This window comes from Arthrobacter alpinus (assembly GCF_001445575.1).
Lineage (GTDB): Bacteria > Actinomycetota > Actinomycetes > Actinomycetales > Micrococcaceae > Specibacter > Specibacter alpinus_C.
Genome location: NZ_CP013200.1, coordinates 431,818 through 455,871, shown reverse-complemented (window position 1 = coordinate 455,871; position 24,054 = coordinate 431,818). Strand labels below are relative to the sequence as shown.

Genomic DNA, 24,054 nt, shown 5'->3' with positions numbered 1-24,054 from the left:
TGAGCCGCCCGGGGAGCCGCAGGGTGGCTAGTCGCGGAGCTTGGCGAGGATTCTTGCCAGCTCGTCTCGGTCTTCTGCGTTGAGCCGGCCAAAGTATTCCTTGGATTTATCGCGGCGTTCGGCCTGCACCTCGGTAAACATTTTGCGCCCGGCGTCTGTGGGCACAATGAGCGTTGCCCGTCGATCGGAGGGGTCGGCCTCGCGACGGACCAGTCCCTTGGCCTCGAGCTGGTCGACCACTTCGGTGGCGGAGCGCGGCGCGATCCGCAGGCGTTCTGCCAAGTCCTTGAGTCGGACATCGCCGGCCGTCGGAGCGCAGTCTTCGGCGGCGCCGCCGGAGAGCTCCGGTCGGCGTCGCATGAGGGTCATCAATGCCCGCCATTGGTGCGGGGTCAGCTCCCAGGGGGCCAGCTGTTCGGCCCAGGTGCGCCGCAATCCTCGAAAAGCCGCGTGGAAAAGTTCGCCGAGCTCGGGTGCGTCGTCAGCAGAAGCCGTGCCGTTAGAGGAAACCATGAGCCAAGCATACTAAAATATTGACACACAACCACATAGTGAGGTAACCTCTGTATTAGTTGGTGCGAGTCCCGCACCCCGCACACCATATGGAGGTGGCGCATATGACGGAGAACATCCTCACACAAAATTCAGCTCGCTCGGGTCGGCGCCCCCACGAAGACGCCTCAGAACTCACCGGCCCCGGCAGCGGCCCAGGTGGCCCCGGGGGTGGCGGCCGCGGCCCGTCGCGGCTCAACCCGGCCGATAAAGTACAGCTCAAGCGCCACCCGGTCAGCATCAAGCGCATCGTTGCATTGTTCGCACCGCACAAGGTGACCATAGCCGTCGTCGTACTTCTGATCACCGCATCCAGCGTCATCAGCCTGGCGCAGCCGTTCCTGGTCCGCAGCATCATCGACACGGCCCTGCCCACCAAGGACGTCCCGATGCTGGCGTGGCTGGCCATCGCCATGATCGCCGTTGCCGCCGCCACCGCCCTGATTGGCGTGGTGCAGACGTGGATGACCACCTCAATGGGCCAACGAATCATGCACACACTGCGCACCAGGCTCTTCACGCACCTACAAAAGCAATCGCTCGCCTTCTTCACCCGCACTCGCAGCGGTGAGGTGCAATCGCGCCTGAATAACGATATTTCCGGCATGCAATCGGTCATCACCTCAACGGCAACGGGCGTGGCATCCAACGTCACCACCGCCGTTGGTACGGCCGTCGCCATGGTGGTCCTATCTCCGAAACTGGCGCTGCTTTCGCTCATCGTGATCCCGCCGGCCGTCTGGTTCTCCCGCCGCGTGGCCTTGCTGCGTCGCGACATCACCTCAACCATGCAGGCCGAACTCGCCACCATGAACACTTATGTGGAGGAGGGGCTGAGCATCTCCGGTGTCCGGCTCGCCAAAACGCTCGGCACCACCGACCGCGACGCCACCCGCTACACCGAAAGCTCCGAACGCCTCATCGGCCTGGAACTGCGCTCGCAGCTGGCCGGCCGCTGGCGCATGGCCACCATGGGCATCATCTTCTCGGCTATCCCGGCGCTGATCTACTTTGCCGGCGGACTGCCCGGTAATACCATGAGCATCGGTACCATCGTGGCGTTCACGGCGCTGCAGGCCACCATTTTCCGCCCCATCATGGGCCTGCTGAACCTCGGCGTCCAATGGGTCACGGCCATGGCCCTGTTCAGTCGCATCTTTGAATACCTCGACATGGTCCCCGACATCACTGCGCCCGCCAATCCGGTTGCGCTGGATCCGGCGCAGGTGCGCGGCGAGGTTCGCTTTGAGAGCGTCCATTTCGCGTACGACGGCGGGGCCGACGTTTTGCGCGGAATTGACCTGGCGCTTCCCGCCGGCACCACCACTGCCGTGGTTGGCCCCACCGGTTCGGGCAAGTCAACGCTCGGTGCGCTGCTCCCGCGATTGCACGACGTCACCTCTGGCCGCGTCACTATTGACGGGGTTGATGTGCGGGACATTGCCCCGGAGGTGCTGGCCCGCATTGTGGGCGTGGTGTCCCAGGAAAGCTACCTGGTCCACGCCTCAATCCGAGAGAATCTCCTGTTGGCGGCATCGGATGCGGACGACGCAACTCTCTGGAAGGCCCTGGCTTCTGCACAAATCGCAGACCTTGTGGCCGGACTGCCTGAAGGCCTGGACACCCTGGTGGGTGCCCGCGGGCACCGCTTCTCCGGAGGCGAGCAGCAGCGGCTGGCCATTGCCCGGACCATTTTGCGCAACCCGCGAGTCCTGGTTCTGGACGAGGCCACATCCGCGTTGGACAACACCACTGAAGCCGCCGTGCAGCTCGCTCTGGACCACCTCGCCGTGGGCCGCACCACCCTGACCATCGCCCACCGGCTCTCCACCGTGGAGGACGCCGACCAGCTGGCCGTGCTGGCAGGAGGGGTGCTCGCCGAGGTGGGCACGCCGTCGAACTTGAGAGATGCAGGCGGCGCCTACGCGGCCCTCATAGCAGCCGGCGAAGAACTGGAACTGGCTTCTTAGGGGACTGGCCCTTTGCCGGGGCGGTGGCGAGAAGGTTCCCGGCTAGGCCTACGCTGCCGCGGCGCCCACATTGGCTTCCGCCAAAAGCCAGGCCGAAAAATCCCAGTCTGGCACCTCTATAGTGGCTGCCCCAGATGGCGGCGGTGGCGTTCAGGCGGGAACAGGCCGCAACGAAGTCATAGGATTGGCCTAATGAGTGGTTGGGAAAAAATACCGCAATCAACGCTGGCGGTGTGCCAGGATGTGGCAAGGAGTAGGCGTGGAATTTTCAGCACGGTATGTGGCACTCGGCGATTCATTTACCGAAGGCCTGGGTGACAGCGACCCCACACGACCCAACCAAGTTTGCGGTTGGGCGGACAGGGTGGCCGAACAGCTCGCGCTGGCGCACCCGGAACAGTCCTGGGGCTACGCCAACCTCGCCATCCGCGGCAAGAAGATGAGCCAGATCCTCACGGAACAGATCGACACCGCAGTGGCCTTGCAGCCCACACTGGTCACCATCTACGCCGGCATTAACGACATCCTGCGCCCCAAGGTGGACATCGACGCCATGCTGGGGCGATACTCCGACGGACTAGCCAAACTGGCGGCCACGGGCGCGCGGGTTCTGGTGTTCACAGGATTCGACGCCAGCACTTCCAAAATCTTCGCCAGCATCCGTGGTCGCACGGCCATCTACAACGAGCTGCTTCGCGAAGTGGCGCAGAACCACGGTGCTGAACTGGTGGACTACTGGCGCTTCCGCGAGTACAACGATTGGCGGCTGTGGGGGATTGACCGCATGCACATGTCCACCCCCGGCCATATCAACATGGCCAACCGGGTACTGGAACAACTCGGTGAAACCGTGCGGATCTCCATGCCAGAGCTCCCTCCCCTTCCCGTGCGCACCACCAGCGAAACCCTCAAGGACAACGCCGCCTGGACCAAGGAATACGTGGGCCCCTGGGTCAGTCGCCGCCTGCGTGGGGTCTCTTCGGGCGATAACCTGAGCGCGCGCTGGCCAACCCTGCGATCTCCGCTGGCCTAAAGTTCACACCGCCGCAAGAGCTGATTCAAGACCGGATCCACATAACCTGGCCAAAAGATACGTAGCAACTACCGATGTTTTTCCCCGGCCCCATCCGTACGCTCGAAGTAATGGCGTTGGGGTACGTCACGTTATGGGCGAAGGAATAGGGAAATGGTCTCGTTAGGCAGAGCAGTCTTGGATGCAGTGCAGGGACAGGCATTTGCAGTAGAAGCGGCGCCAGAATGGGTCGAGCATCAGAAACCTGAAGTCACTCACCACGACATTCGCGGGATTTGGCCGGTCCGGGTCGCCGCAACCGTCTAGCCCCAACTTTCCAGGCACAACTTGTCGGGGCATTTTCTCGGAGGTACGCACCCCGTCAGCGGGCTGGTAGGTGGTCTCACGCCGTCGGACATTCACGGACAGATTCAACCGGCAACAGCGTTGGGGAACTCAACTGCAGGGCGCGAAAACATCTTTCACGCCCTGCGTGCATGTTTAATGCAGGGCATGATATGGGCCAATTAGGGTAATTCGCTCCTTTGCAACTAGACTGGGTAGGCGCTAGGTAGCGCGGAGCGTGTGCAATTGCTCCGGTTTGCGGTGATTATCCTCCCGCTGGCCGGTAGTTAGGGGCTCAAGTTGCGTGCATTCGGGTATTCGCCGGATGGCCTTTTCCTCTTTCATCATGTAAATGACGTCAGGGAATCATGCTGTCCAAGGGCGGACGCTACCTCTTCGCACGGTTTGCACCAGTGAACCGTTTCCATTCATTTTTTTTAGGAGTGATCATGGCAGCTCATTGCCAGGTGACTGGAGCCGAGCCGGGCTTCGGACATAGCATTTCGCACTCGCACCGCCGCAACAAGCGTCGGTTCGATCCGAATATCCAGAAGAAGCGCTACTGGGTACCGTCCTTGCGCCGCAACGTTACGTTGCAGCTTTCCGTCAAGGGCATCAAGACCATCGACGTTCGCGGTATTGACTCCGTCGTCGCCGACATTCTCGCTCGTGGGGTGAAGCTCTAGTGGCAAAAGACAAGGACGTACGTCCGATCATCAAGCTCAAGAGCACCGCGGGCACTGGTTTCACGTATGTAACTCGTAAGAACCGTCGTAACACTCCGGACCGTTTGGTTCTGAAGAAGTACGATCCCAAGATCCGTCAGCACGTTGAATTCCGAGAGGAGCGCTAAGACTATGGCTAAGAAGTCCATGATCGCGAAGAACGAGCAGCGCAAGGTCATCGTAGAGCGTTACGCCGAAAAGCGTCTCGCCCTGAAGAAGGCCCTCGTTAGCCCGACCTCCACCGACGAAGAGCGCGAAGCAGCCCGCCTGGGCCTGCAGAAGCTCCCCCGCAATGCATCGCCGGTACGTGTTCGTAACCGCGACGCCATTGACGGCCGTCCCCGTGGAACGCTCCAGAAGTTCGGCATCTCCCGTGTACGCTTCCGCAAGATGGCACACGCTGGCGAACTGCCCGGTATCAAGAAGTCCAGCTGGTAATCACTGATTTCCGGTTGTAAATAGGGCGGTAACCTTCGGGTTGCCGCCCTTTTTGCTGGACTTTTTTGCTTGTCTTTTGCCGCCTCTGCGGCTTCCTCGGGGCCGGTGTGGGGAGGGGGAAGACGCCGCTGACCGCCACGATGCAGGGGCCAGCAACGCTGCCCATCAGCTCGCAAACAGCTGCGCATGAGTTGGCTGAGAGCGAAATAACCCTAGAATCCGGGAAATTTGCCTCAAAAATCGTTCAAATTTCCCGGATTGCCGCGGAAATGCTGGTAAGTTCGCTAGCAGTGGTTGACACGCAACCGCGTGGAATTGGATTCACTTTACGTCCAGGAGGACAAACATGGCTAAGAACCGTAGCGAATTGGTTGCTGAAGTTGCTGCAAAGGCTGAGACCAGCCAGACCGCAGTAAACGCTGTTTTGGATGCACTCTTCACCGTCTTCGAGAGCTCCGTTGCAGCTGGCGAAAAGATCACCATCCCGGGCTGGCTCTCCATCGAGCGCACCGACCGTGCAGCACGCACCGGCCGTAACCCGCAGACCGGCGAGACCATCCAGATCGCAGCAGGCCACAGCGTGAAGCTCTCCGCTGGCTCCAAGCTGAAGGCTGCTGTCAAGAAGTAATTTTCTGCACAGTTTCTCTTGAAGGCGGTCAGCATTAGCTGGCCGCCTTCATGCTTTTAAGGCCGGGTCACCCGCCGTAGGACAGCCGCCGTATCTTGCCTGCGTAGAGTCCAGCGGGGGTATCTTGGCTGCCGGTCCATTCCTGTGAGCTCCCTGATTCGCCCGATGTTCACTAGGTGGCGGACAATAGAAGGGTGCCACCCGTAGATTCTTCCCCCGCAGCCACAGTCCGCACCCCCGCTACCGCAAGGGGGCGCACCTTTGCTGACGGTATTCCCAGCCACTGGTGGTGGCTCGGGCTTGCCGCGACCATGGTCACAGTGGTGCTGGCGCTTCTCTGGACAGGTGCCACCGCCGTCCCGCTGCTTGCCGATCCGGGCGCATTTACGCGCTGGGGCTTGCCACTGGCCACCGCCATTCACAACCTGGCGCTGTCCGCGGTCATCGGAGCACTGACGTTCGCCGTGGTGATTCTTCCCAAGGATCTTAAGAAACACCGCCCGCATTCCGGCCGTCAAAAGGACGACGCCGCCAAGCGCACAGCGGCACCCGGGCAGCCCGAGCACCCGGCCTTCGCCCGAGCCATGACGCTGGCCATGGTGGCTGGCGCGGTCTGGACCGTCTCCGCGATCGCCGTGCTGGTGCTCACCTATTCGAGCATTTCAGCTCTGCCGTTGAGCGGTAACGCCGAATACACCAACATGCTGGTGTTCTTCATGACAGAGCTGCCAGTGGGGCAGGCCTGGCTGACCATCACCATTGTTGCTGCCGTGGTCACTACGCTGTCCTTTGGCCTGCGCAACATCAGCGCCTTGGCAGTGCCCTTGGTACTGGCCATGCTCTCCTTTATCCCTCAGGCCCTGATTGGGCACTCGGCCTCCAGCGCCGATCACAAGGGCGCCGTGAATTCGCTCCTGCTGCACGTCAGTGGAGCCTCCCTGTGGGTTGGCGGGATCATCGTTCTGGTGGTTGTCTCCAGCGTGTTGGGTAAGATCACGGCCCAAACACTTAAGCGCTTCTCCGCCTTGGCCCTGTTTGCTTTTGTGGCCGTGACTGGCTCCGGCATCATCAACGCAGCCATTCGCATCACCAACTGGCACGATCTCTTCTACTCCTCCTACGGGCAGCTGATCGTGGCGAAGTTTACGGCCACGGTGGTGCTGGGCGTGATCGGGTACATGCACCGCGAATGGATCATTCCGCGGCTGGAGGGCGGGGCCAAGAACAACGGAAACGCCCGCCGTCTGCTCTGGCAGCTCATCTTCGTTGAACTGCTGATTATGGGCGTTGTCAGCGGCCTTGCGGTGGGTCTGGGACGTTCCGCCCCGCCGCAGTCACGCGAGCTGGCCGAGGGCGCGTTGACACCTGCGCAGATTCTCACGGGCTACCCGTTGCCTCCCGAGCTGGAGTTTTCCCGCTGGTTCACGGAGTGGCGCATGGATTGGCTGTGGGTTGCCTTTGCCGTCCTGGGTGGCGCCGCCTACTTCATGGGCATCAGGAAACTGCGCCAACGCGGCGACAAGTGGTCGGTGCTGCGCAGCGTCTCCTGGTTCGTTGGTTTGCTGACCTTGGTCTACATCACCTCCGGCGGAACGGCCGTCTACGGAGCGGTGACCTTCAGCGCCCACATGGTGGAGCACATGGCGCTCATGGTGGTTGCGCCACTATTCCTGGCCATTGGTTCGCCCATCTCGCTAGCGTTGCAGGCCCTGACCCCTCGAGGTGACGGGTCTCGAGGAGTGCGCGAGTGGATTTTGGTGCTGGTGCATTCGAATTTCTCCAAGGTGGTCACGCACCCGTTGTTCGCTGCGGCAAACTTCTCCGGCAGCCTGATTCTGTTCTACTACTCACCGGCGTTCGGCCTGGCCATGAAATACCATGTGGGCCACGAACTGATGATTGTCCACTTCACCCTCACCGGCTACATCTTTGTCCAGAGCATGATTGGCGCGGACCCGCTCCCCACCCGGGCACCTTACCCACTGAGATTGTTGCTGCTGCTGGCAACCATGGCCTTCCACGCCTTCTTTGGCGTCTCCATGATGATGTCCACAACCTTGCTCTCCGGCGAATACTTTGGCAACATGGGCCGGCCTTGGGGTGATGGTGCCCTGGTGGACCAGCAAACTGCCGGCGGCATTGCGTGGGGAGTGGGGGAATTCCCCACCCTGATGATCGCCATGGGTGTTGCCTACATGTGGGCAAAGTCCGACGCGCGGGAGACTAAACGTAAGGACCGTGCGGCCGACAGGAATAAGGACGCCGATCTGGGCGCTTACAATGACATGTTCGCCCAGCTGGCGGCCCGCGACGTCTCCATGGCCAAGCGGCCACCAGGACCCCAACTTCCGCACGTGCAACACGCGAAAGCCGCAGTCAAGACTAAGCGCACCCCCGAAGACAGCAGGACTGAGAACAGCAGGCCTGCAGACAGTAAGCCCCAGAGCAGCAAAACCAGTGAGTCGGAAACCCCGGCCGGAACGCAAGGAGAAGCGAACTAGTGGATTCCGCAACGAAAACCACCTCTGTCACAGCCAACCCGGTCAGGGTCAGAGCATCCGAGCTTGAAGGTCGCGGCTGGTTGAACACCGGCGGCGCCGATCTGAACCTGGAGAAGCTGCGAGGCAAGATTGTCCTCTTGGATTTTTGGACGTTCTGCTGCATTAACTGCCTGCACGTTCTCGATGAAATGCGCCCCTTGGAAGAACAATACAAAGACGTCTTGGTGACGGTTGGCGTGCATTCGCCCAAGTTTGAGCATGAGGCCGACCCCGTGGCCCTGGCTGCGGCCGTAGAGCGCTACGAGATTCACCACCCGGTTCTGGATGATCCCGAGTTGGTCACGTGGCAGGCGTACTCGGCCCGTGCGTGGCCCACACTGGTGGTTGTAGACCCCGAAGGCTACATCGTGGCGCACATGTCAGGTGAAGGTCACGCCGCTGGGCTGGCCACACTGATCCCCGAGCTCATCGCCGAGCACGAGGCCAAGGGCACCTTGCATCGCGGCGATGGCCCGTACGTTGCCCCGGAACCGGTGGTCCGCGATCTGCGCTTCCCCGGCAAGGTATTGCCGCTGGCTAGCGGCAACTTCCTGGTCTCGGACACCGGCCATCACCGTCTGGTGGAGACGGGCCCGGACCTGGTCACCGTTGTTCGCACCATTGGTTCTGGCACCAAGGGCTACCTTGATGGCACTGCCGAAGATGCTCAGTTCAATGAACCTCACGGCTTGGCTCTGCTCCCGGCTGAGCTGGCCGCCTCGGTTGGCTACGACGTGGTTGTGGCGGACTCGGTCAACCACCGCCTGCGTGGGGTCACCTTGGCAACCGGTGCCGTGCGTACCCTTGTTGGCAATGGTGTCCAGCGCCTCTTGGAAGCCGGTCCTGCCCGTGTGAATGACGACGACGCAGCAGCCTCTGAGACGAACCTCGGCACCGCGCCGCTTGAGGTTGCGCTCTCTTCACCGTGGGATGTTGCCTATTCAACAGTCCTGAAAACAGTAGTCATCGCCATGGCTGGCACCCACCAGATCTTCGACTTCGACCCAAGCACCGGTGCAGTCACCGTGGTGGCTGGCAACGGTCTGGAAGGTCTATTGGATGGCCCCGCCGGGCAGGCATGGTTCGCCCAGCCCTCCGGCCTTACCGAAGATGCTCAGGGCAACATCTGGGTTGCTGACTCGGAGACCTCAGCGTTGCGTGTTCTCAAGTTCACCGCTGACGGCGATGGTGAAAACGGCATCACCGCGAGCGTTGAGACAGCCATCGGCGAGGGGCTCTTTGACTTCGGCTTCCGCGACGGCGAGGCCGATCAGGCACGCCTGCAACACCCCTTGGGTGTTGCCGTGCTGCCTGATGGTTCAGTGGCAATTGCTGATACCTACAACGGGGCCGTGCGCCGTTACGATCCGGCGACCAATACCGTCAGCACTTTGGCCCGTGGCCTGGCCGAACCCAGCGATGTACTGCTGGATGAAACCGGCGATGTGCCGTTGCTCATTGTGGTTGAGTCCAATCAGCACCAGCTGATCCGTCTTCCTCTGCCCAAGAACGCCTTGCAGGTTGATGAGGGTGCTGTCCAAACGCAGCGCCCCAAGACCGATGTGGCCCCGGGCGAACTGCAGCTGAGCATCAACTTCTCCGCGCCGACAGGGCAGAAGCTTGATGACCGCTGGGGTGACCCCACTCAGCTGAAGGTTTCTTCAACACCGCCGGAACTACTGATCAGCGGCGGCGGAACCTCCGTAGGCCTGCAGCGGACGCTGGTACTCTCAGCCGACGTGCCCGAGGGAGTGCTGCACTTGACCGCCCGCGCCGCAGCCTGCGACGGCCCGGAAGATGCCAATGGTGAGATCCCGGACCATGCCGCATGCCACCTGTACCAGCAAGACTGGGGCATTCCGGTACTGCTGAACGCCGACGGCGCCACGGAATTGGCACTGGACCTGCGCGGACTCTAACGCTGACTCCTGGCATTAAATGAGTAACTCCGGGCGGATCAAATGATCTCCCGGAGTTACTCATTTATGCAGTACGTTTACGTGGTCCGGGCAGCTGCCCGCTGCTGCGTGAAGCGCAGGGCCGCCAGTGGCTTCCAACCGTGCGTTAGAGGATTGGGAACCCTAGTATTCGACTACTGGGGTGACCACCACGTTGTTGCCGGTGATGGTCAGTTTGGCTGAGAAACTCACGTCTTTCGGGTCCTTGACGGGGGAGATGACGCCGGTGAAGAGATTTTGTTCCTTGTATTCCACCTGAGCCTTGGCCTTCAGCGGTGCCATGACCCATTGGCCACCGAACGGTGAGATGTTGATCGGCGGGTATTCCTTAATAGACCAGGTCACTGCGGAAACAACCCTATTATCTGTTGCTGCGGTCATGGGGCAGCCGGTGGGCATCAAGACTGCTTGCTTGGCGCAGGCGTCCAGGTACTTTCGGATGGTGCCGTCAACCTGAGACAAGAGTTCGCTGGTTGGCCCTGTAGCGAGACTGACATTGGCCACCGCCTCGGTGGGGCCGGTCACGGTACGCGTTACCGTGGGGGCGGCAAAGAGCGGTGAACTGTAGTGGAGTTCGTAGCTGCCGGGGTAGAAAACGGCGAAGGAATTTCGGCCATCGGGCATGTTAGCGTCAGCGTCATTGATGCTGGCTTGATTGGCATTGACCACTGAGGCATTGATAACTGGCAGAGTGCTCGGGACCATTGTCCAACTGTCAAAGAACAGCCAGTGCTTGGCTCCAGGCTTAAGCAGGAAATCCGTGCTCAGCGCAGTATCGCCAACCGTGTAATTGACAGTGACTTTCTTCTGGTCATGCGGGGCGGAGACCGCCTCGGCGATGCTGACATCTTTCAACGCCTCTTGAGACTTTGCCAGCGCATCGCCATCCAAGGCTGCGGCATTAGCTCCGGGAACCTTAGCCTGCAAGAGGCCAAGAGCCGAGGAGCCATCGCCGGCCCGCAACGCAGCCAAGTAGTTCTCCACGGTCTTTCCGGACCAAAATCCTTGGTGTTGACAATGGTTATGGTCACGATGGAGGCGGCGACACCCAGCAGAAAAATCAGCAGCCACGCGGCGGCGATCTTGATAAGTTGGGTCCCGTTCTTCACGCCGTCAACTGTACCGGGTTCGGGTGCAGGGGTTTGAATCAGGGGTACCTGATCAACGCTCATGCCATCTCCCTTCTAGGGCCCTTTGTGGCCCTTTGGCCGGCTATCGGCGGCGCTTTCGCGGTGCGGTACCGAAAATATCGCGCATCAAGTTCCGGCCCAGAGAGCTACCCATGGAACGGACCATGCTTTTCAGTCCGCCTCCCAACGCCCCACCCAAGGCACCGATGACATCGGAGGCCATGCCGCCGCCGTCGTTAGTGGGAGCGGGGAGAGACGCTGGTGGAGGGGGAGGAGGCAGCGGCGTTCCCAACGCCGGACCGGTGCTCGGTGTGGGCGCAGCGGACGCCTCCAGCTTTTCGTAGGCGGACACGGGGTCGACGGCGGTCCCATAGGTCGGCAGCAGCGCGGAGGCGGCAATGACGGCCTTAACCGCGGCGTCGGAGCTGGGCCCCATTACGGAGCCCGGAGCACGCAGGCGCGTCAAGGCAACCGGGGTGGGGGCACCATTTTCATTCATGACCGTGACAACGGCTTCGCCAATGCCTGCGCTGGTCAGGACCTCGGCCAGATCATAGTCATTGATGGGGAATGTGGTGACGGTGGCCTTGAGGGCCTTGGCATCCTCGGGGGTGAAGGCGCGCAGGGCGTGCTGAACGCGGTTGGCCAGCTGGGCGAGGACGTCGGCAGGGACATCCTTGGGGGTCTGGGTGACGAAGAAGATGCCCACACCCTTGGAACGGATGAGCCGCACAGTCTGTGTGATGGCGTTCAGGAACGCCTTGCTGGCCCCGTTGAACAACAGGTGTGCCTCGTCGAAGAAGAACACCAGCTTGGGCTTGTCGGCGTCGCCCACCTCGGGCAGCTCGCGGAACAAATCGGCCAGCATCCACATGAGGAACGTGGAGAACAGCAGCGGCTTGTCCTGGATACTGGGCAGTTCCAGACAGGTAATGACTCCGCGACCGTCCGGGGCCGTGCGCAGCAGCTCGGCTGTATCGAACTCGGGCATGCCAAAGAACTCACTCATGCCTTGAGCGTCAAGGGTGATGAGATTACGCAGGATGACGCCGGCTGTGGCCTTGGACAGCCCGCCCAGGTCCGCCAGATCCGCCTTGCCCTCATCAGAGGTGAGGAATTGGATGACGGCGCGCAGGTCCTTCAGATCAAAAAGCTCCAAGCCCTTGGTGTCCGCGTAGTGGAACACCAGTTGCAGGCTGGATTCCTGTGTCTCATTCAGGTCCAGGATGCGGGCCAGCAGAATGGGGCCAAAGGAGGTGATGGTGGCGCGCACGGGGACACCATTGCCGTTCCCGCCCAAGGCGAGGAACTCCACGGGGAACGCCTTGGACTCCCACTGCTGACCCAGAGCCTGCGTGCGCGCAGTCAGCTTCTCGCTGCCCTCGGCTGCCGTGGCCAAACCGGTCAAATCGCCCTTGATGTCCGCCATGAAGACCGGGACCCCGGCTGTGGAAAGCTGTTCAGCCATCATGTGCAGCGTGACGGTCTTGCCCGTGCCCGTGGCGCCTGCCACCAGCCCATGCCGGTTCATCATGGCCAGCGGCAGGGAAACCTGCGCTTCCGGGTGAGTTTCGCCGTCGACCATTGCCGCGCCAAGGGCGATCGAGGAACCGCTGAACGTGTAGCCAGCCTGAATTTTTGAAATCAACTCTGCCGGGGTTTTGGTAGCCATAATCACAGCGTACCGTGGCGCATAATCCGGACGCGGGAACTGCGCCAGTTGACGGGCAGTGGCGTGGGTTCAGCCCTCCTTGGCTCGGCTGAGCGTGGCATGGCTCAGCGTGGCCCGGCTCAGCCGAGTAGGAACGCCACGGCAAACATGGCGGGGATGGCCAGCACGGTTGTCAGCAGCACGGTGTCCTTAGCCACAGCAACGCCCACTTGATAACGCTGAGCAGTCACGTAGACGTTTTGCGCCGTGGGCAGGGACGCGGCAACCACCACGGCGAACAGTGCGGCGCCGTCCATGCCTAAGGCAAAGTGCCCCAACAGATAAGCAATGAGCGGGTGCAAAATGAGCTTGAACCCGGTGGCCACCAAGATGTCGGGGCGCCGCCCGTCAGCCGGGTTCAGAGGCCTGCTGGTGCCCAGTGACATGCCAAAGGCAATCAAGATGGCCGGGATGGCTGCGCCGGCAATGAGGTGCAGGGGTTCGGCTACGAGGCTGGGGAGATGCCAGCCTGTTGACGCCAGTACAAGTCCGACGGCGGTTCCCAGGATCATGGGGTTGCTGATGATCTGGAGCAGGATCCGCCCGGGTGTGGCGCGCCGGCCGCTGGTGAGGCTGTCCAGCAGCATGAGGTAGACGGGGGTGTAGAACGCCAGTTGAAAGACCAGCACGGGTGCGATCAGGGCTGCATCGCCCAGAACGTAGGCGGCGATGGGGATGCCGAGGTTGGCCGCGTTCGCAGTGGATGAGGACATTGCCGCGAGCAATGACTCGGCCACGGAGCGCTTGAGCCACAGCCGGGTGACCAGTAAGAAAATAGCGGCCGTGATGACAGCACTACTGGCAGCTACGAGCAGTGGTTCGGCAAAAACGGTGTGCAGGTCCGCGCGGGCTAAGGTTTCCACCAACAGGGCCGGGCTGGCCACGAAGAAGGACAAGCGGCTCAGTACCAGCTGCGCGTTCTCTCCCAGGACCTTTCTCCGGCCGACAAACCAGCCCACCAAGATGACGATCCAGACAACGGAAAAGCCCTCGATAACGGCTAGCACGGGGATCCTTGGACTATGGCTTTTAGGGTTGGCACTCACCAAGACTATGCAGGGGCGCTCATTGGGCGCACATCAGTCCGTTGGCCGGGACAGAGCTCGACGGGGCGGAACCGACAGAGTCAGAACTGCTGGCGTGGACTGTGCTCCGCACACCAGCAGTCAGCTAAGCAGTGCAGCGGTGCTCGGCTAGAGCGCCAGGCTTGAATCGCCTGCTTTAGAGAGCCAAGGCCGGGCGCAGCAGGCCCTCGGTGATGGCTTCTGCCGGGTCAGTGCCCAAGTGCACCATCTTGTTCTGCGCATCGACGTGAACCACTGTGGGCACAAAGTCCAGTGCTTCGGCGGTGGTCATCTGGGCATAGGTCATCAAGATGACCAGATCGCCAACATTGACGAGGTGGGCTGCTGCGCCATTGATGCCAATGACACCTGATCCGCGCTCGCCGGGGATGGTGTAGGTTTCCAGACGGGCACCGTTGGTGATGTCCACGATCGAGACGAGTTCACCGGGCAAAATGTCGGCAGCGTCCAGCAGATCCGCGTCCACTGTCACGGAGCCCACATAGTGCAAATCTGCGTGGGTGACGGTTGCGCGGTGAATCTTGGATTTGAATATTGTTCGAATCATAACGGCTCAAGTCTACCGCTCCGGATCAAGCGTTGGCTGTGAACTGCCTCACCGCCGGCTGACCGGGGTGAGTTTGCGGCCCATGATGGCGCGAGTCAGGGCATCCACAACCTCGGTGTTAGCCAGCGGGTTGCGGATCAGGGTGAAGTCCACATCGCCCACTGGCGGCAGGTCAAAACGCTTCGTAATGATCTTTAGGTCTTCCGGAACCAGCGACGTCGGCATCACGGCAATGCCGATCCCCGCCCGCAACGCTGCCAAGACCCCGCTGATCTGCTTGGTGGTGCAGGTGACGCGCCACGTGCGCCCGGCATTCTCCAGGGCATCGAGAGCTAGTTTCCGGCTCATGCTCGGCGCAGGATAGGCGATGACGGGAACGGGCGCGCCGGGCTCCAAGACCGTTTGTTCCAGACCCACCCACGCAAAGGTGTCCTGTTTAACCACTTCACCTTCCTGCGCGCCCGAAACCCACTTCACAAATACCAGATCCAAGGCGCCAGCCTTGAGGCGGCGGTGCAGTTGATCGCTTTGGCTGACGGTGAGTTCGAGGTTGATCTGCGGATATAGCTGGCGGAACTCACGCAGAATCCGCGGCAGGCCGGTGATGGCCAAGTCATCGGCCGTGCCAAAACGCAGCCGACCGCGCATGGCAGCGCCGGAAAAGTAGCGGGTGGCGACATCATTGGCGGCCAGGATGGTGCGGGCGAAGCCTGTCATGGCATCGCCGTTGTCCGTCAGGCGCACCTCGCGGGTATCGCGGGTGACCAGGACTCGGCCGGCAGCTTGCTCCAGTTTGCGCACATGCTGGCTGACGGTTGGCTGACTGATGCCCAGCCGCTCCGCAGCGCGGGTGAAATTACGAGTTTCGGCCAACGCCAGGAAGCTCTTGAGCTGGACCGGATCAAACAGTGGGACATCCGACATGGCGGCACTCCTGTAGCTATTACGAAGCTCAATAGTATTTATAGGCACCATACCCTTTCATTATAAATTGGTGCTCCCTAGGGTTGAAAAGGTACACCCCGATCACCTTCTACTCTCAGGACCCCCGCGTTGACGCCCCCAACAGCAGAACCGAATGCTGCCCTGACCGCCCCCATCAATCTAGTGACCACACGCCCTCCGTGGAGTCAGACCTTTTCCTCGCTGAAAATCCGCAATTACCGCATCTTTGCCTCCGCCAACCTCGTGGCAGTCATTGCCGTCTGGATGCAGCGAGTAGCGCAGGACTGGATGGTTCTTGAGCTCTCAGGTTCGGTGACAGCCGTGGGAATCACCGTCTTCATGCAGTTCATCCCCTCCTTGCTCCTGATGCCACTGGGCGGAATCTTGGCGGACAGGTACTCCAAGCGGCTGATTCTCATGATCAGCCAAGGAGCTGCGGCCGTGTTGGCAACAATCTTGGCTGTGCTGGCGTTGACCGATAATTTGGTGGTCTGGCACATTTACGTCATTGCCTTTGTCCTGGGTCTGGTGGTGGTGGCGGATCAGCCCGCACGCCAAGTGTTTGTCAATGAACTGGTGGGGCCGCGGCAATTACGCAACGCCATCAGCCTAAACTCCTCGATTTTCCAGATGGGCGGCATGATCGGTCCGGCCGTCAGTGGCGTGCTCATCATGGCTGTGGGCGGTGGCTGGGCCTTTGCCGTGAACGCGCTGGCCTGCACGCTCACCGTGGGATCCTTGATGCTGATTCGCAAGAGCGAACTGGTGCAGATGCCTCCAGTGAAGCGCGCCAAGGGGCAGCTGATGGAAGGTGTTCGCTACGCCTTGGGCAAGCCCACCATCTTCTGGCCAGCCGTTATGGCGGCCGTCTTCGCCGTGTTTGGTTTGAGCCTTGCGGTGTTGCTGGCCGCCTATGCCAACAACGTGTTCGACGCCGGTGCCGGCGGCTACGGTTTGCTGAATACTCTGGTTGCTCTCGGTGCCTTGTGCGGGGCGATTGCCTCCACCCGCCTTGCCGCCTTGCGATTGCGCGGTGTCATGGCGGCGGCGGGTACTTACGGGATCGTGCTGATGATTGCTTCAGCTGCACCGAACATGGTCACCTTTGGTGTTGTCATGGTGGTGGCTGGGTTCGCTTCTCTGCTGTTCTTGACGAGCGCTAATCAGCTCGTCCAGATGTCAACGAATGTTTCCATTCGCGGACGCGTCATGAGTCTGTACATCATGGTCTTGATTGGCGGCCAAGCCCTGGGCGGTCCGCTGATGGGCTGGATGGCGGAAAATTGGGGCGTCCAGGGCGCCACCCTTGTTGCTGGCGGTATGCCCGCCCTGGCCGCTGTGGTGATCGGATTAATCTTGGCCAAGCGCGGACAACTGGCGCTGCGCGTCAATCTGCGCAGCGCCCGTAATCCGGTGTTTATTGTGGCCAAAGCCAGCTAAGCGAGGCGGCAGGCGGCCGTCCGCCGGGCCCGCCCCGTCTAACTTGACCCCGCAGATTAACCTTCGGCCAGCGGCAGGTGCGGGTAACTTTCCTGACGGTGCTGGAACTCGAGGATCGCTGGGTTGACGATAACGCCGTCGGAAATTTCAATGGCGCGGGTGATGGTGTCAACGCCCGCCCAGGCTTCGCGCCCGGCCAATACGGGTTCGATGAACGGCATCAAGCCTTCGCTGATTTCCCACGTAGCCGAGTTCCACAGATAGCTGGGGCTGTGGTCCACCGCGTAATAGTTGATGTAGTTGCCCACGGTGAACATGGGATCGGTGAATGTTGTGTTGCGGGCCCAGCTGAAACCCATACCCTCGTCACAGGAGACATCCACGATCAAGCTGCCGGGCCGGAACGCGTCAAGGTCCTCTTCCCGCAGGTAGGTCATGGGTGCGTTGGGGTCCTGCAGGGTGCAGTTCACCACGATGTCGGCCTCGGCCAGGAAGGTGCTCAGCGGCATGTCGCCGTCCTCGAGCATGACAAAACCGATGTGCGGCGCATCGGGTGCGAAATCGAATTGAACCATTTCGGCCGAATGAATGGGGGACGCTACGGCTGCCACATTGCGGCTCGTGAGGACCTGCACCTCGTGGATTCCCAACGCATTCAGAGCCGTCACGGCGCCACGAGCGGTGGCGCCAAAGCCAATGACCACGGCCTTGAGCCGACGGCCATAATCGCCCGTGGAACCCGTCAGGCCCAGTGAATGCATGACCGATGAGTAGCCGGCGAGCTCGTTGTTTTTGTGGAAAACGTGGAGGCCGAATCCGCCGTCGGGGGCCCAGTGGTTCATGGCTTCAAAGGCAATCAATGTCAGTTTCTTGTCAATGGCCAGCTGGGTGATGGCACGGTCTTGGACGCAATGCGGCCAGCCCCACAAGATCTGCCCGTCCTTGAGGTCTTCAAGATCGGCCGCCTGCGGTTTGGGGAGGAGCACCACATCGGAGTTGGCAATGACCTGTTCGCGGGGTGCGACGGCGCCCACCATAGTCGCGAGAACATCGTCAGTGACCCCAAAACGCAGACCATAGCCTTCCTCAACCGTCATGCGTGCGCGGAGTTCTGGTTCCATCCGGGAAAAGTGCTCCGGGTGGATGGGTGCGCGCCGTTCATCGGGCTTGCGGGATTTGCCTATAACTCCCAAGCGCAGCCCGGCTGCGGGGGTGTTCATTTCTTTTTCACAGGGGTTGGTTTATCAGTGGTGGCTGATGCGGAATCGCCAGCGCGTTTGTCGGCGCGTTTTTCCTTGATCGACTTGCTTGACTTCTTCGACGCGGTTTGCCGTGGTGATTTGTCGCCCATGTCAGCTCCCTAAAGGAGGGGCAAAATAGCCCCGTAGCCCGACCCTACACGTAGGGCGGCGTTAACCAACTGTTGCCTCCGGAATCGAATCCAGAGGCAACAATTGGTGCTACACAGAGCGGGCGACGGGAATCGAACCCGCGTATCGAGCTTGGGAAGCTAGCGCTCTACCATTGAGCTACGCCCGCATTGAACTTCTTTTTTAGAACCACTGAGGCTTGGCGCCTCATTGTTCCGGTATTGATTCTAGCCCGATCATGGCAGTGTTTCTGACCAGTGACACGGCGCGTCCCGCCCGGCACGCTTTACAGCTGGGCGCCGGGCGTGGTGATGGGCATGATGCTGGGCGGGACGCGGAGCCGCCATCTAGCTGATGATGGATGCCTTGACGGCTGCAAACTCGGTGTCGGTGAGGGCGCCGGATGCGTGCAGAGCGGCGAGCCGCTCCAACTTGCTGAGCAAATCGTCTGCCGGTGCGGCTGCCGGGGCCTGAGCTACCTCGGGAACGGGAAGCATCTGAGCCTGCTGTGCCAGTACCTGTTGTTCGGCAGCTTGCTGAGCTGCAACCTGCTGACCGGCGGACTTGGCGTTAACAGCATTGCTGGCAGCGGTTGCGGTGCCTGCGATGACAGCCGTGCGGGCTGCGGTTCCCAGAAGGGAGGGGCGTCGATTACGTCGGCCGAATGCCATGGTTTTCTCCTTGAATGAGTAACGCTCCGGGCAGACAAACTGCCCGTATTCCCATCATACGGTCACCCCGGTGGCGACGGGCCTGACAGCGTCACACTAGCGATGGATTTTGCATGACGGGTTGGTTGTTGGTCCGGTAGGAGATTGATCTTCTGCCGGGCTGTTTTCGTGGCTTTTGGCGTGCTGGGTCTGCTTTTTGTTGCTGGGTGGGGCCGTGCCAGCGTGGGGAGTTCGTCAAGAACGCGGGCATTCGGTGCGCGTCAGGATCCAGTAAGGTCGCCTGCGCACCAGAATGCAGGGGCTCGGCACGCAGGGAAAGGTTCGTGCCGGCCGGGTAGTCCGTGAGCGTCGAGAATGCACGGTGGCGTTCACGACCCACGCGTCTGTGCGTTCTTCCTTGGCCTGGTTCAGGGCCAGCTGCCAGTATTTCTTCTCGTTGATCCATGCCACCATGCGGGGTATCAAGGTGGCATCGAGATCCAGGATGAGCGGATTCAATGCGGTCAGGGCAGGGCAGGGCAGGGTTCCGGTCACCGGCCGCTTCCCACGCCCGGAAACGTAATTCACGGGCCATCGTGGCGAAGCCATACTCAAAGACGTCCGGGGCTGCTTCGGCTTGTTGGAAGAACCGCGACATTGTCGCGTTCGAGGCAACACGAAGTGAGGGGAAAATTAGGGCATTCTTGGACATCAGAAAGTTGCTTCTTTCAGCCGGTACTCAAGTGCTTCAACAACACTATTTTCCCGGCTCAGAAGCACCTTTCGTCGCTTAAATCCGCACGCACAAGCAACGTTGCCCTCATGAAATCTCCGGGCTAGCGACGCCGTCGTGCCTTACTTGGGTGCGATTTGGGTGCGGTGACTTATCATCGACCCCGCGTCCGGTTAGAAAACGGGTTCTGCCTTCTTGCCTTGGAACAAGCGCACCACCGGCTCCACATAACGAGCTGCGACCGGGCCACTGATGGCCATGATCAGCACGTACGTTGTGGCCAGGGCTGCCAGCTCCGCGGGGACCGCCCCGGAGGCCACGGCCAAGCCGGCGATGACGATGGAAAACTCGCCGCGGGCAATCAAGGCGGCGCCGGCTCGGGCACGGCCCGGCACACCAATACCCTGTTGCCTGGCCGCCCACCAGCCGGTCACCAACTTAGTAATAGTGGTCACCAAGGCCAGCAACAGCGCCACACCGAGGACGGGCGGGATCTCGCGGGGATCGGTATTGAGGCCGAAGAGCACAAAGAACATGGCCGCAAACAAGTCACGCAAGGGCTCCAGTACGCGGGTTGCGTTTTCGGCGGTACCACCTGAAATGGCGATGCCCAGCAGGAACGCTCCCACCGCCGCCGAGACCTGCAGGGCTGATGCCAAGCCCGCCACCAGCAGCGCTGCACCGAGCAATTTGAGCAGGAATGATTCCCTGTCCGGGCTGTCCAAAACGTTGGACACCATGTGCCCGTAGCGCAGTGCGCCCAGCAAAACGAGGGTGATCACGGCCAGGGAAATTCCCACGGCGGTGAGCCCGCCAAGGAATGACACGCCTGCCAAAACGGCCGTCAGAATGGGCAAGTATGCGGCCATGGCCAGGTCTTCAATAACCAGGATGGCCAGTACCACAGGGGTTTCACGGTTTCCGAGCCGGCCGAGGTCGCCTAGGACCTTGGCGATGATGCCGGATGACGAACTGTAGGTAACGCCAGCCATGACGAGCGCGCCCACGGGTCCCCAGCCCAGAATGAGGGCCACGGCAACGCCCGGCAGCATGTTCAAAACCAGGTCCACAAGCCCTGCCATCCAGGACTGCTTCAGGCCGGTAACCAGCTCCTTGGCTGTATATTCCAGACCGAGCATAAGTAGCAGGAGGATGACGCCAATCTCACTGGCAATGTGCGCAAATCCGTCAATGCCGCCAAGGTTAACCAAGCCACCGTCGCCAAAGGCCAAGCCGCCCAGGAGATAGAGCGGCACGGGGGAAAGGCCAATGCGGCCCGCTAGACGACCCAAGAAACCGAGCCCGAAAAAGACTATGCCGAGCTGGATGATGGAGAGGGTCGTTGGATCCATAGCCGGGGCTTAGAGCCGAGACTGCAAAATCAGGGCAGCCTCCGCCAGTCCGTCATCGGTTCCGACAATAACCACCAAGTCGCCAACATGCAGAACTTCATCAGGGCGCGGGGAACCAACAACATCGCCGTCGCGCAGCAAGGCCACAATGGAGGCGCCAGTGCGGGTACGCATCTGCGTATCGCCCAAGGTGCGCCCGGCAAAGGCGGAACCCTTGCGGATCATGATTTGGTGCGTGCTGATGCCGGATACGTTTTCCTGCTCGGCGCTGAGCTGGGCAATCAGCTGGGCCGATCCCAACAGCTGTCCCAGTCCGGCGGCTTCCTCGGCGGTCAGCGGAATGGACGCCGCACACGCATCGGGATCGTCAACGCGGGACAGGATCAACTCTGTGTGGCCGTCACGGTGGGTCACAACGCCCACTCGTCGTCCGGTTGCAAGCCGCAATTCCCTGCGCACACCAATGCCGGGAAGAGGGGTCTCTTCAATATTCATGGTTCTCACCTTAGCTGTGCAGATGACTCTGCGCGCCTATAAATAACGCCGAAAAGGGTAAAAATAGTCCCGCTGCTGGCAATTGAGTCTGAACTGATGTGGTTTCGGGGGCTTTGCTAACCTCACGTGGCCTCAAATACGCTATTTTTAGAGGGTGCTGATCTCTGACCGCGACATACGTGCCGAAATTGACGCCAAGCGGATTGTCTTGGACCCCTACGACCCTGCCATGGTGCAGCCATCGAGCGTTGATGTGCGCATTGACAGGTTCTTCCGGCTTTTTGACAACCACCGCTACGCCCACATCGACCCCGCGGAGGAGCAGCCCGATCTGACCCGCATGGTTGAGGTTGCGCCAGACGAGGCGTTCATTCTGCACCCGGGCGAGTTTGCGCTGGCTTCCACCTACGAAACGGTCACCCTTCCCGACGATGTTGCTGCACGCCTTGAAGGCAAGTCCTCGCTGGGACGCCTGGGCCTGCTCACACACTCCACCGCCGGGTTCATTGACCCCGGCTTCTCCGGCCACATCACCTTGGAACTTTCCAATGTGGCCACGCTGCCCATCAAGTTGTGGCCCGGCATGAAAATTGGCCAGCTCTGCTTCTTCCAGTTGTCCTCCCCGGCCGAGAACCCTTACGGCACGGGCACTCATCAGAACCGATACCAGGGCCAGCGTGGCCCGACGGCGTCCAAATCGTTCCAGAATTTCCACCGCACCAAAATTGAGCAGGGCTAAGTAGCTCAACAGCCTGCTAGATAGTGCTTAGCTGACTTACGACGGCGGCCGGTACCTTCTGTGTGGAAGGTACCGGCCGCCGTCGTAAGTTCAGTTACCTTTATGCGCTGAACTCGAGCTGAGTTTGGCGCATAGGCGCCCATGCGCCAGACCGATGGCGGGCTCGGCGCATAAAGAAACGGCGCGAGGGTTATGCGCTGAACTCGAGCCGGGTGGGGCGCATGGGAAAAGGCGCGAGGGTTATGCGCTGAACTCGAGCCGGGTGGGGCGCATGGGGAAACGGCGCGAGGGTTATGCGCTGAACTGGCGCTGAGTCCGGCGCATAGGGTCAGCGTTCATGCGGGGGAGCCTTGACCGGCAGCAGAAGCAGCAGGCCAGCCAGTAGGACCACCAGAATGCCGATGATGCCCCAACGCTGAGCGCCGAAGATCAAGATGGAATAGCCAAACAGCTGCGGGGCCAAGAAGGAGACGGCGCGGCCCGTGGTGGCGTAGAGGCCAAACATTTCGCCCTCCTGTCCGTCCGGCGCCAACCGACCCATGAACGTTCTGGCCGAGGATTGTGCCGGACCCACAAAGAGGCACAGGATCAGGCCGAATACCCAGAACGCATTCTTGCCGTCGAGGAACAGCAGCGCACCGCCGGAAACCAGCAGGCCCACCAGGGAGGTGACGATGACGGCTTTGGGACCAAATTTGTCGTCGAAGAAGCCAGCTGACAGGGCTCCGACGGCGGCCACCACGTTTCCAGCGATGGCGAAGATCAACACGTCACCGGGCTTGAAGCCAAAGGAGCCCACGGCCAGTACGGCCCCGAACGTGAAGATGGCGGCGAGCCCGTCGCGGAAGATGGCGCTGGAGATCAGGAAATACACGGTGTGGCGATCGGTGCGCCACAGCCGCATGATGGTTCGGTAAAGCTCCTTGTAGGACTGGAAGAATCCCACTTTGGGCATATTGGGATCAGGCTTTGATTCGGGAATGGCCAGCATCACCGGGATAGAGAAAATTAGAATCCAGAGGGCCGAGAATACGGCTACGGCCCGGTAGGTCATGCCATCGGCGCTGGTGATGCCAAAGATGCCGACATCCGGCTTGATCAGGGCAAAGTACACGATCAGCAGGGCGACGATTCCACCCAGGTATCCGGCGGCCCAGCCGAACCCGCTAATGCGCCCGATGGTCTTCTTGGTGGAGATCTGCAACAGCATGGCGTTGTAGTTCACCCCGGCGATCTCAAAGAATACATGGCCAGCGGCGATCAACATGCAGCCAAAGAGTAGGAACGATTCCTGCGGCTGCACGAAGAAGCAGGCACCCGTCAGCACCACCACAATGAGTGTGTTGATGCCCAGCCACAACCTGCGGCGACCGCTGTGGTCAGTGCGCTGGCCCGCAACAGGGGCGAAGAGCGCAATGGCAAAACCCGAAACTGACATGGCAAAGGCGAGTGTTGCTGTGGCCTTATCTGCGCCACCAAAATCGTCACCCGTCAGGTAAAGGGCCGTAAAAATGAAGGTGGTCATGACGGCGTTGAAGGCAGCGCCGCCCCAATCCCACAGCGCCCATGCGGTGATTTGCCAGGTGGTCCCGGGAGATTTGCTCGTGGAAACGGGCAGAGCAGCGGCTGCGGGAGGGTACTCAGTCATAGGGCACATGCTATCCGTCACTTGCAGGTGACGCGGCAGGG

The 24,054-nt window shown here is 60.9% G+C and carries 22 protein-coding genes, 1 tRNA gene and 1 pseudogene; 10 read left to right on the top strand and 14 right to left on the bottom strand.

The window, feature by feature from the left end; all coding sequences use genetic code 11:
- Window positions 1-27 precede the first annotated feature (27 nt).
- Window positions 28-513: a MarR family winged helix-turn-helix transcriptional regulator gene (locus AS189_RS01915; RefSeq protein WP_062285952.1), complete on the bottom strand. Its 486-nt coding sequence runs from the start codon at window positions 511-513 to the stop codon at window positions 28-30.
- A gap of 104 nt (window positions 514-617) precedes the next feature.
- Here AS189_RS01915 and AS189_RS01910 point away from each other — a divergent pair, with 104 nt between their 5' ends.
- The 8 genes from AS189_RS01910 (at window position 618) to AS189_RS01875 (ending at window position 10,129) form a co-directional block, all read left to right on the top strand.
- On the top strand, window positions 618-2,522 hold the full coding sequence (locus tag AS189_RS01910) for an ABC transporter ATP-binding protein (RefSeq protein ID WP_062285950.1): 1,905 nt from the start codon (window positions 618-620) through the stop codon (window positions 2,520-2,522).
- A 241-nt stretch (window positions 2,523-2,763) separates the two neighbouring features.
- A complete protein-coding gene (locus AS189_RS01905; protein ID WP_424581039.1) occupies window positions 2,764-3,555 on the top strand; it encodes an SGNH/GDSL hydrolase family protein in 792 nt (263 codons plus the stop codon).
- Between the two features lie 773 nt (window positions 3,556-4,328).
- Window positions 4,329-4,565 carry a 50S ribosomal protein L28 gene (rpmB, locus tag AS189_RS01900; RefSeq protein ID WP_044574618.1) on the top strand — a complete coding sequence of 79 codons (237 nt, stop codon included), beginning with the start codon at window positions 4,329-4,331 and terminating at the stop codon, window positions 4,563-4,565.
- Window positions 4,565-4,732: a 50S ribosomal protein L33 gene (rpmG, locus tag AS189_RS01895; protein ID WP_044574616.1), complete on the top strand. Its 168-nt coding sequence runs from the start codon at window positions 4,565-4,567 to the stop codon at window positions 4,730-4,732. Before rpmB ends, rpmG begins: the two co-directional genes overlap by 1 nt.
- Before the next feature lie 4 nt (window positions 4,733-4,736).
- Window positions 4,737-5,042 carry a 30S ribosomal protein S14 gene (gene rpsN, locus AS189_RS01890; RefSeq protein ID WP_062285947.1) on the top strand — a complete coding sequence of 102 codons (306 nt, stop codon included), beginning with the start codon at window positions 4,737-4,739 and terminating at the stop codon, window positions 5,040-5,042.
- Between the two features lie 346 nt (window positions 5,043-5,388).
- A complete protein-coding gene (locus AS189_RS01885; RefSeq protein WP_062285944.1) occupies window positions 5,389-5,670 on the top strand; it encodes an HU family DNA-binding protein in 282 nt (93 codons plus the stop codon).
- Window positions 5,671-5,981: 311 nt separating this feature from the next.
- Complete coding sequence (locus tag AS189_RS01880) at window positions 5,982-8,171, top strand: cytochrome c oxidase assembly protein (RefSeq protein ID WP_082634467.1); 2,190 nt, start codon at window positions 5,982-5,984, stop codon at window positions 8,169-8,171.
- A complete protein-coding gene (locus AS189_RS01875; RefSeq protein WP_062285943.1) occupies window positions 8,171-10,129 on the top strand; it encodes an NHL domain-containing thioredoxin family protein in 1,959 nt (652 codons plus the stop codon). Before AS189_RS01880 ends, AS189_RS01875 begins: the two co-directional genes overlap by 1 nt.
- Window positions 10,130-10,291: 162 nt before the next feature.
- Here AS189_RS01875 and AS189_RS01870 read toward each other — a convergent pair whose 3' ends face one another.
- The 5 genes from AS189_RS01870 to AS189_RS01850 form a co-directional block, all read right to left on the bottom strand.
- The gene (locus AS189_RS01870) at window positions 10,292-11,152 is read right to left on the bottom strand and encodes a hypothetical protein (protein ID WP_062285941.1); all 861 of its coding nucleotides are present in this window, start codon (window positions 11,150-11,152) and stop codon (window positions 10,292-10,294) included.
- A gap of 228 nt (window positions 11,153-11,380) precedes the next feature.
- The gene (locus AS189_RS01865; RefSeq protein ID WP_129587121.1) at window positions 11,381-12,970 is read right to left on the bottom strand and encodes a helicase HerA-like domain-containing protein; all 1,590 of its coding nucleotides are present in this window, start codon (window positions 12,968-12,970) and stop codon (window positions 11,381-11,383) included.
- A 119-nt stretch (window positions 12,971-13,089) separates the two neighbouring features.
- Window positions 13,090-14,016 (bottom strand): AEC family transporter, encoded by a 927-nt coding sequence (locus AS189_RS01860; RefSeq protein WP_062285937.1) that lies wholly within the window; start codon window positions 14,014-14,016, stop codon window positions 13,090-13,092.
- A gap of 214 nt (window positions 14,017-14,230) precedes the next feature.
- On the bottom strand, window positions 14,231-14,641 hold the full coding sequence (gene panD / locus AS189_RS01855) for an aspartate 1-decarboxylase (protein WP_062285935.1): 411 nt from the start codon (window positions 14,639-14,641) through the stop codon (window positions 14,231-14,233).
- Between the two features lie 48 nt (window positions 14,642-14,689).
- On the bottom strand, window positions 14,690-15,550 hold the full coding sequence (locus AS189_RS01850) for a LysR family transcriptional regulator (RefSeq protein WP_062292741.1): 861 nt from the start codon (window positions 15,548-15,550) through the stop codon (window positions 14,690-14,692).
- 144 nt (window positions 15,551-15,694) lie between these two features.
- Here AS189_RS01850 and AS189_RS01845 point away from each other — a divergent pair, with 144 nt between their 5' ends.
- Window positions 15,695-17,026 (top strand): MFS transporter, encoded by a 1,332-nt coding sequence (locus AS189_RS01845; protein ID WP_062285933.1) that lies wholly within the window; start codon window positions 15,695-15,697, stop codon window positions 17,024-17,026.
- Between the two features lie 56 nt (window positions 17,027-17,082).
- Here AS189_RS01845 and AS189_RS01840 read toward each other — a convergent pair whose 3' ends face one another.
- From AS189_RS01840 to AS189_RS01815, 7 genes and pseudogenes are all read right to left on the bottom strand, one after another.
- A complete protein-coding gene (locus tag AS189_RS01840) occupies window positions 17,083-18,246 on the bottom strand; it encodes a N(5)-(carboxyethyl)ornithine synthase (RefSeq protein WP_062285929.1) in 1,164 nt (387 codons plus the stop codon).
- On the bottom strand, window positions 18,243-18,377 hold the full coding sequence (locus tag AS189_RS20955; protein ID WP_272946732.1) for a hypothetical protein: 135 nt from the start codon (window positions 18,375-18,377) through the stop codon (window positions 18,243-18,245). The genes AS189_RS01840 and AS189_RS20955 overlap by 4 nt, the downstream gene beginning before the upstream one ends.
- Before the next feature lie 117 nt (window positions 18,378-18,494).
- Window positions 18,495-18,565: transfer RNA gene (locus AS189_RS01835), tRNA-Gly, on the bottom strand.
- Window positions 18,566-18,743: 178 nt separating this feature from the next.
- Window positions 18,744-19,067, bottom strand: coding sequence for an SHOCT domain-containing protein (locus AS189_RS01830; protein WP_062285927.1), 324 nt, complete (start codon window positions 19,065-19,067; stop codon window positions 18,744-18,746).
- A 208-nt stretch (window positions 19,068-19,275) separates the two neighbouring features.
- Window positions 19,276-19,722 (bottom strand): annotated as a pseudogene (locus tag AS189_RS01825) (hypothetical protein); the annotation flags it as partial.
- A 230-nt stretch (window positions 19,723-19,952) separates the two neighbouring features.
- Entirely contained in the window at window positions 19,953-21,131 is a 1,179-nt protein-coding gene (locus AS189_RS01820) for a cation:proton antiporter (protein WP_062285922.1), read from the bottom strand.
- A gap of 9 nt (window positions 21,132-21,140) precedes the next feature.
- Window positions 21,141-21,626, bottom strand: a complete 486-nt coding sequence (locus AS189_RS01815; protein WP_062285920.1) for a cation:proton antiporter regulatory subunit — start codon at window positions 21,624-21,626, stop codon at window positions 21,141-21,143.
- Window positions 21,627-21,780: 154 nt separating this feature from the next.
- Here AS189_RS01815 and dcd point away from each other — a divergent pair, with 154 nt between their 5' ends.
- Window positions 21,781-22,365, top strand: a complete 585-nt coding sequence (gene dcd, locus AS189_RS01810; protein ID WP_062285918.1) for a dCTP deaminase — start codon at window positions 21,781-21,783, stop codon at window positions 22,363-22,365.
- A 328-nt stretch (window positions 22,366-22,693) separates the two neighbouring features.
- Here dcd and AS189_RS01805 read toward each other — a convergent pair whose 3' ends face one another.
- A complete protein-coding gene (locus AS189_RS01805; RefSeq protein WP_062285917.1) occupies window positions 22,694-24,013 on the bottom strand; it encodes an MFS transporter in 1,320 nt (439 codons plus the stop codon).
- Window positions 24,014-24,054: the final 41 nt, after the last annotated feature.

What these genes read in the sequence shown, in the direction of transcription:
- AS189_RS01915 (WP_062285952.1), bottom strand. Translation starts at nt 513, where the DNA reads ATGGTTTCCTCTAACGGCACGGCTTCTGCTGACGACGCACCCGAGCTC.
- AS189_RS01910 (WP_062285950.1), top strand. Translation starts at nt 618, where the DNA reads ATGACGGAGAACATCCTCACACAAAATTCAGCTCGCTCGGGTCGGCGC.
- AS189_RS01905 (WP_424581039.1), top strand. Translation starts at nt 2,764, where the DNA reads ATGTGGCAAGGAGTAGGCGTGGAATTTTCAGCACGGTATGTGGCACTC.
- rpmB (WP_044574618.1), top strand. Translation starts at nt 4,329, where the DNA reads ATGGCAGCTCATTGCCAGGTGACTGGAGCCGAGCCGGGCTTCGGACAT.
- rpsN (WP_062285947.1), top strand. Translation starts at nt 4,737, where the DNA reads ATGGCTAAGAAGTCCATGATCGCGAAGAACGAGCAGCGCAAGGTCATC.
- AS189_RS01885 (WP_062285944.1), top strand. Translation starts at nt 5,389, where the DNA reads ATGGCTAAGAACCGTAGCGAATTGGTTGCTGAAGTTGCTGCAAAGGCT.
- AS189_RS01880 (WP_082634467.1), top strand. Translation starts at nt 5,982, where the DNA reads ATGGTCACAGTGGTGCTGGCGCTTCTCTGGACAGGTGCCACCGCCGTC.
- AS189_RS01865 (WP_129587121.1), bottom strand. Translation starts at nt 12,970, where the DNA reads ATGGCTACCAAAACCCCGGCAGAGTTGATTTCAAAAATTCAGGCTGGC.
- panD (WP_062285935.1), bottom strand. Translation starts at nt 14,641, where the DNA reads ATGATTCGAACAATATTCAAATCCAAGATTCACCGCGCAACCGTCACC.
- AS189_RS01840 (WP_062285929.1), bottom strand. Translation starts at nt 18,246, where the DNA reads ATGAACACCCCCGCAGCCGGGCTGCGCTTGGGAGTTATAGGCAAATCC.
- AS189_RS20955 (WP_272946732.1), bottom strand. Translation starts at nt 18,377, where the DNA reads ATGGGCGACAAATCACCACGGCAAACCGCGTCGAAGAAGTCAAGCAAG.
- AS189_RS01830 (WP_062285927.1), bottom strand. Translation starts at nt 19,067, where the DNA reads ATGGCATTCGGCCGACGTAATCGACGCCCCTCCCTTCTGGGAACCGCA.
- AS189_RS01820 (WP_062285922.1), bottom strand. Translation starts at nt 21,131, where the DNA reads ATGGATCCAACGACCCTCTCCATCATCCAGCTCGGCATAGTCTTTTTC.
- AS189_RS01815 (WP_062285920.1), bottom strand. Translation starts at nt 21,626, where the DNA reads ATGAATATTGAAGAGACCCCTCTTCCCGGCATTGGTGTGCGCAGGGAA.
- AS189_RS01805 (WP_062285917.1), bottom strand. Translation starts at nt 24,013, where the DNA reads ATGACTGAGTACCCTCCCGCAGCCGCTGCTCTGCCCGTTTCCACGAGC.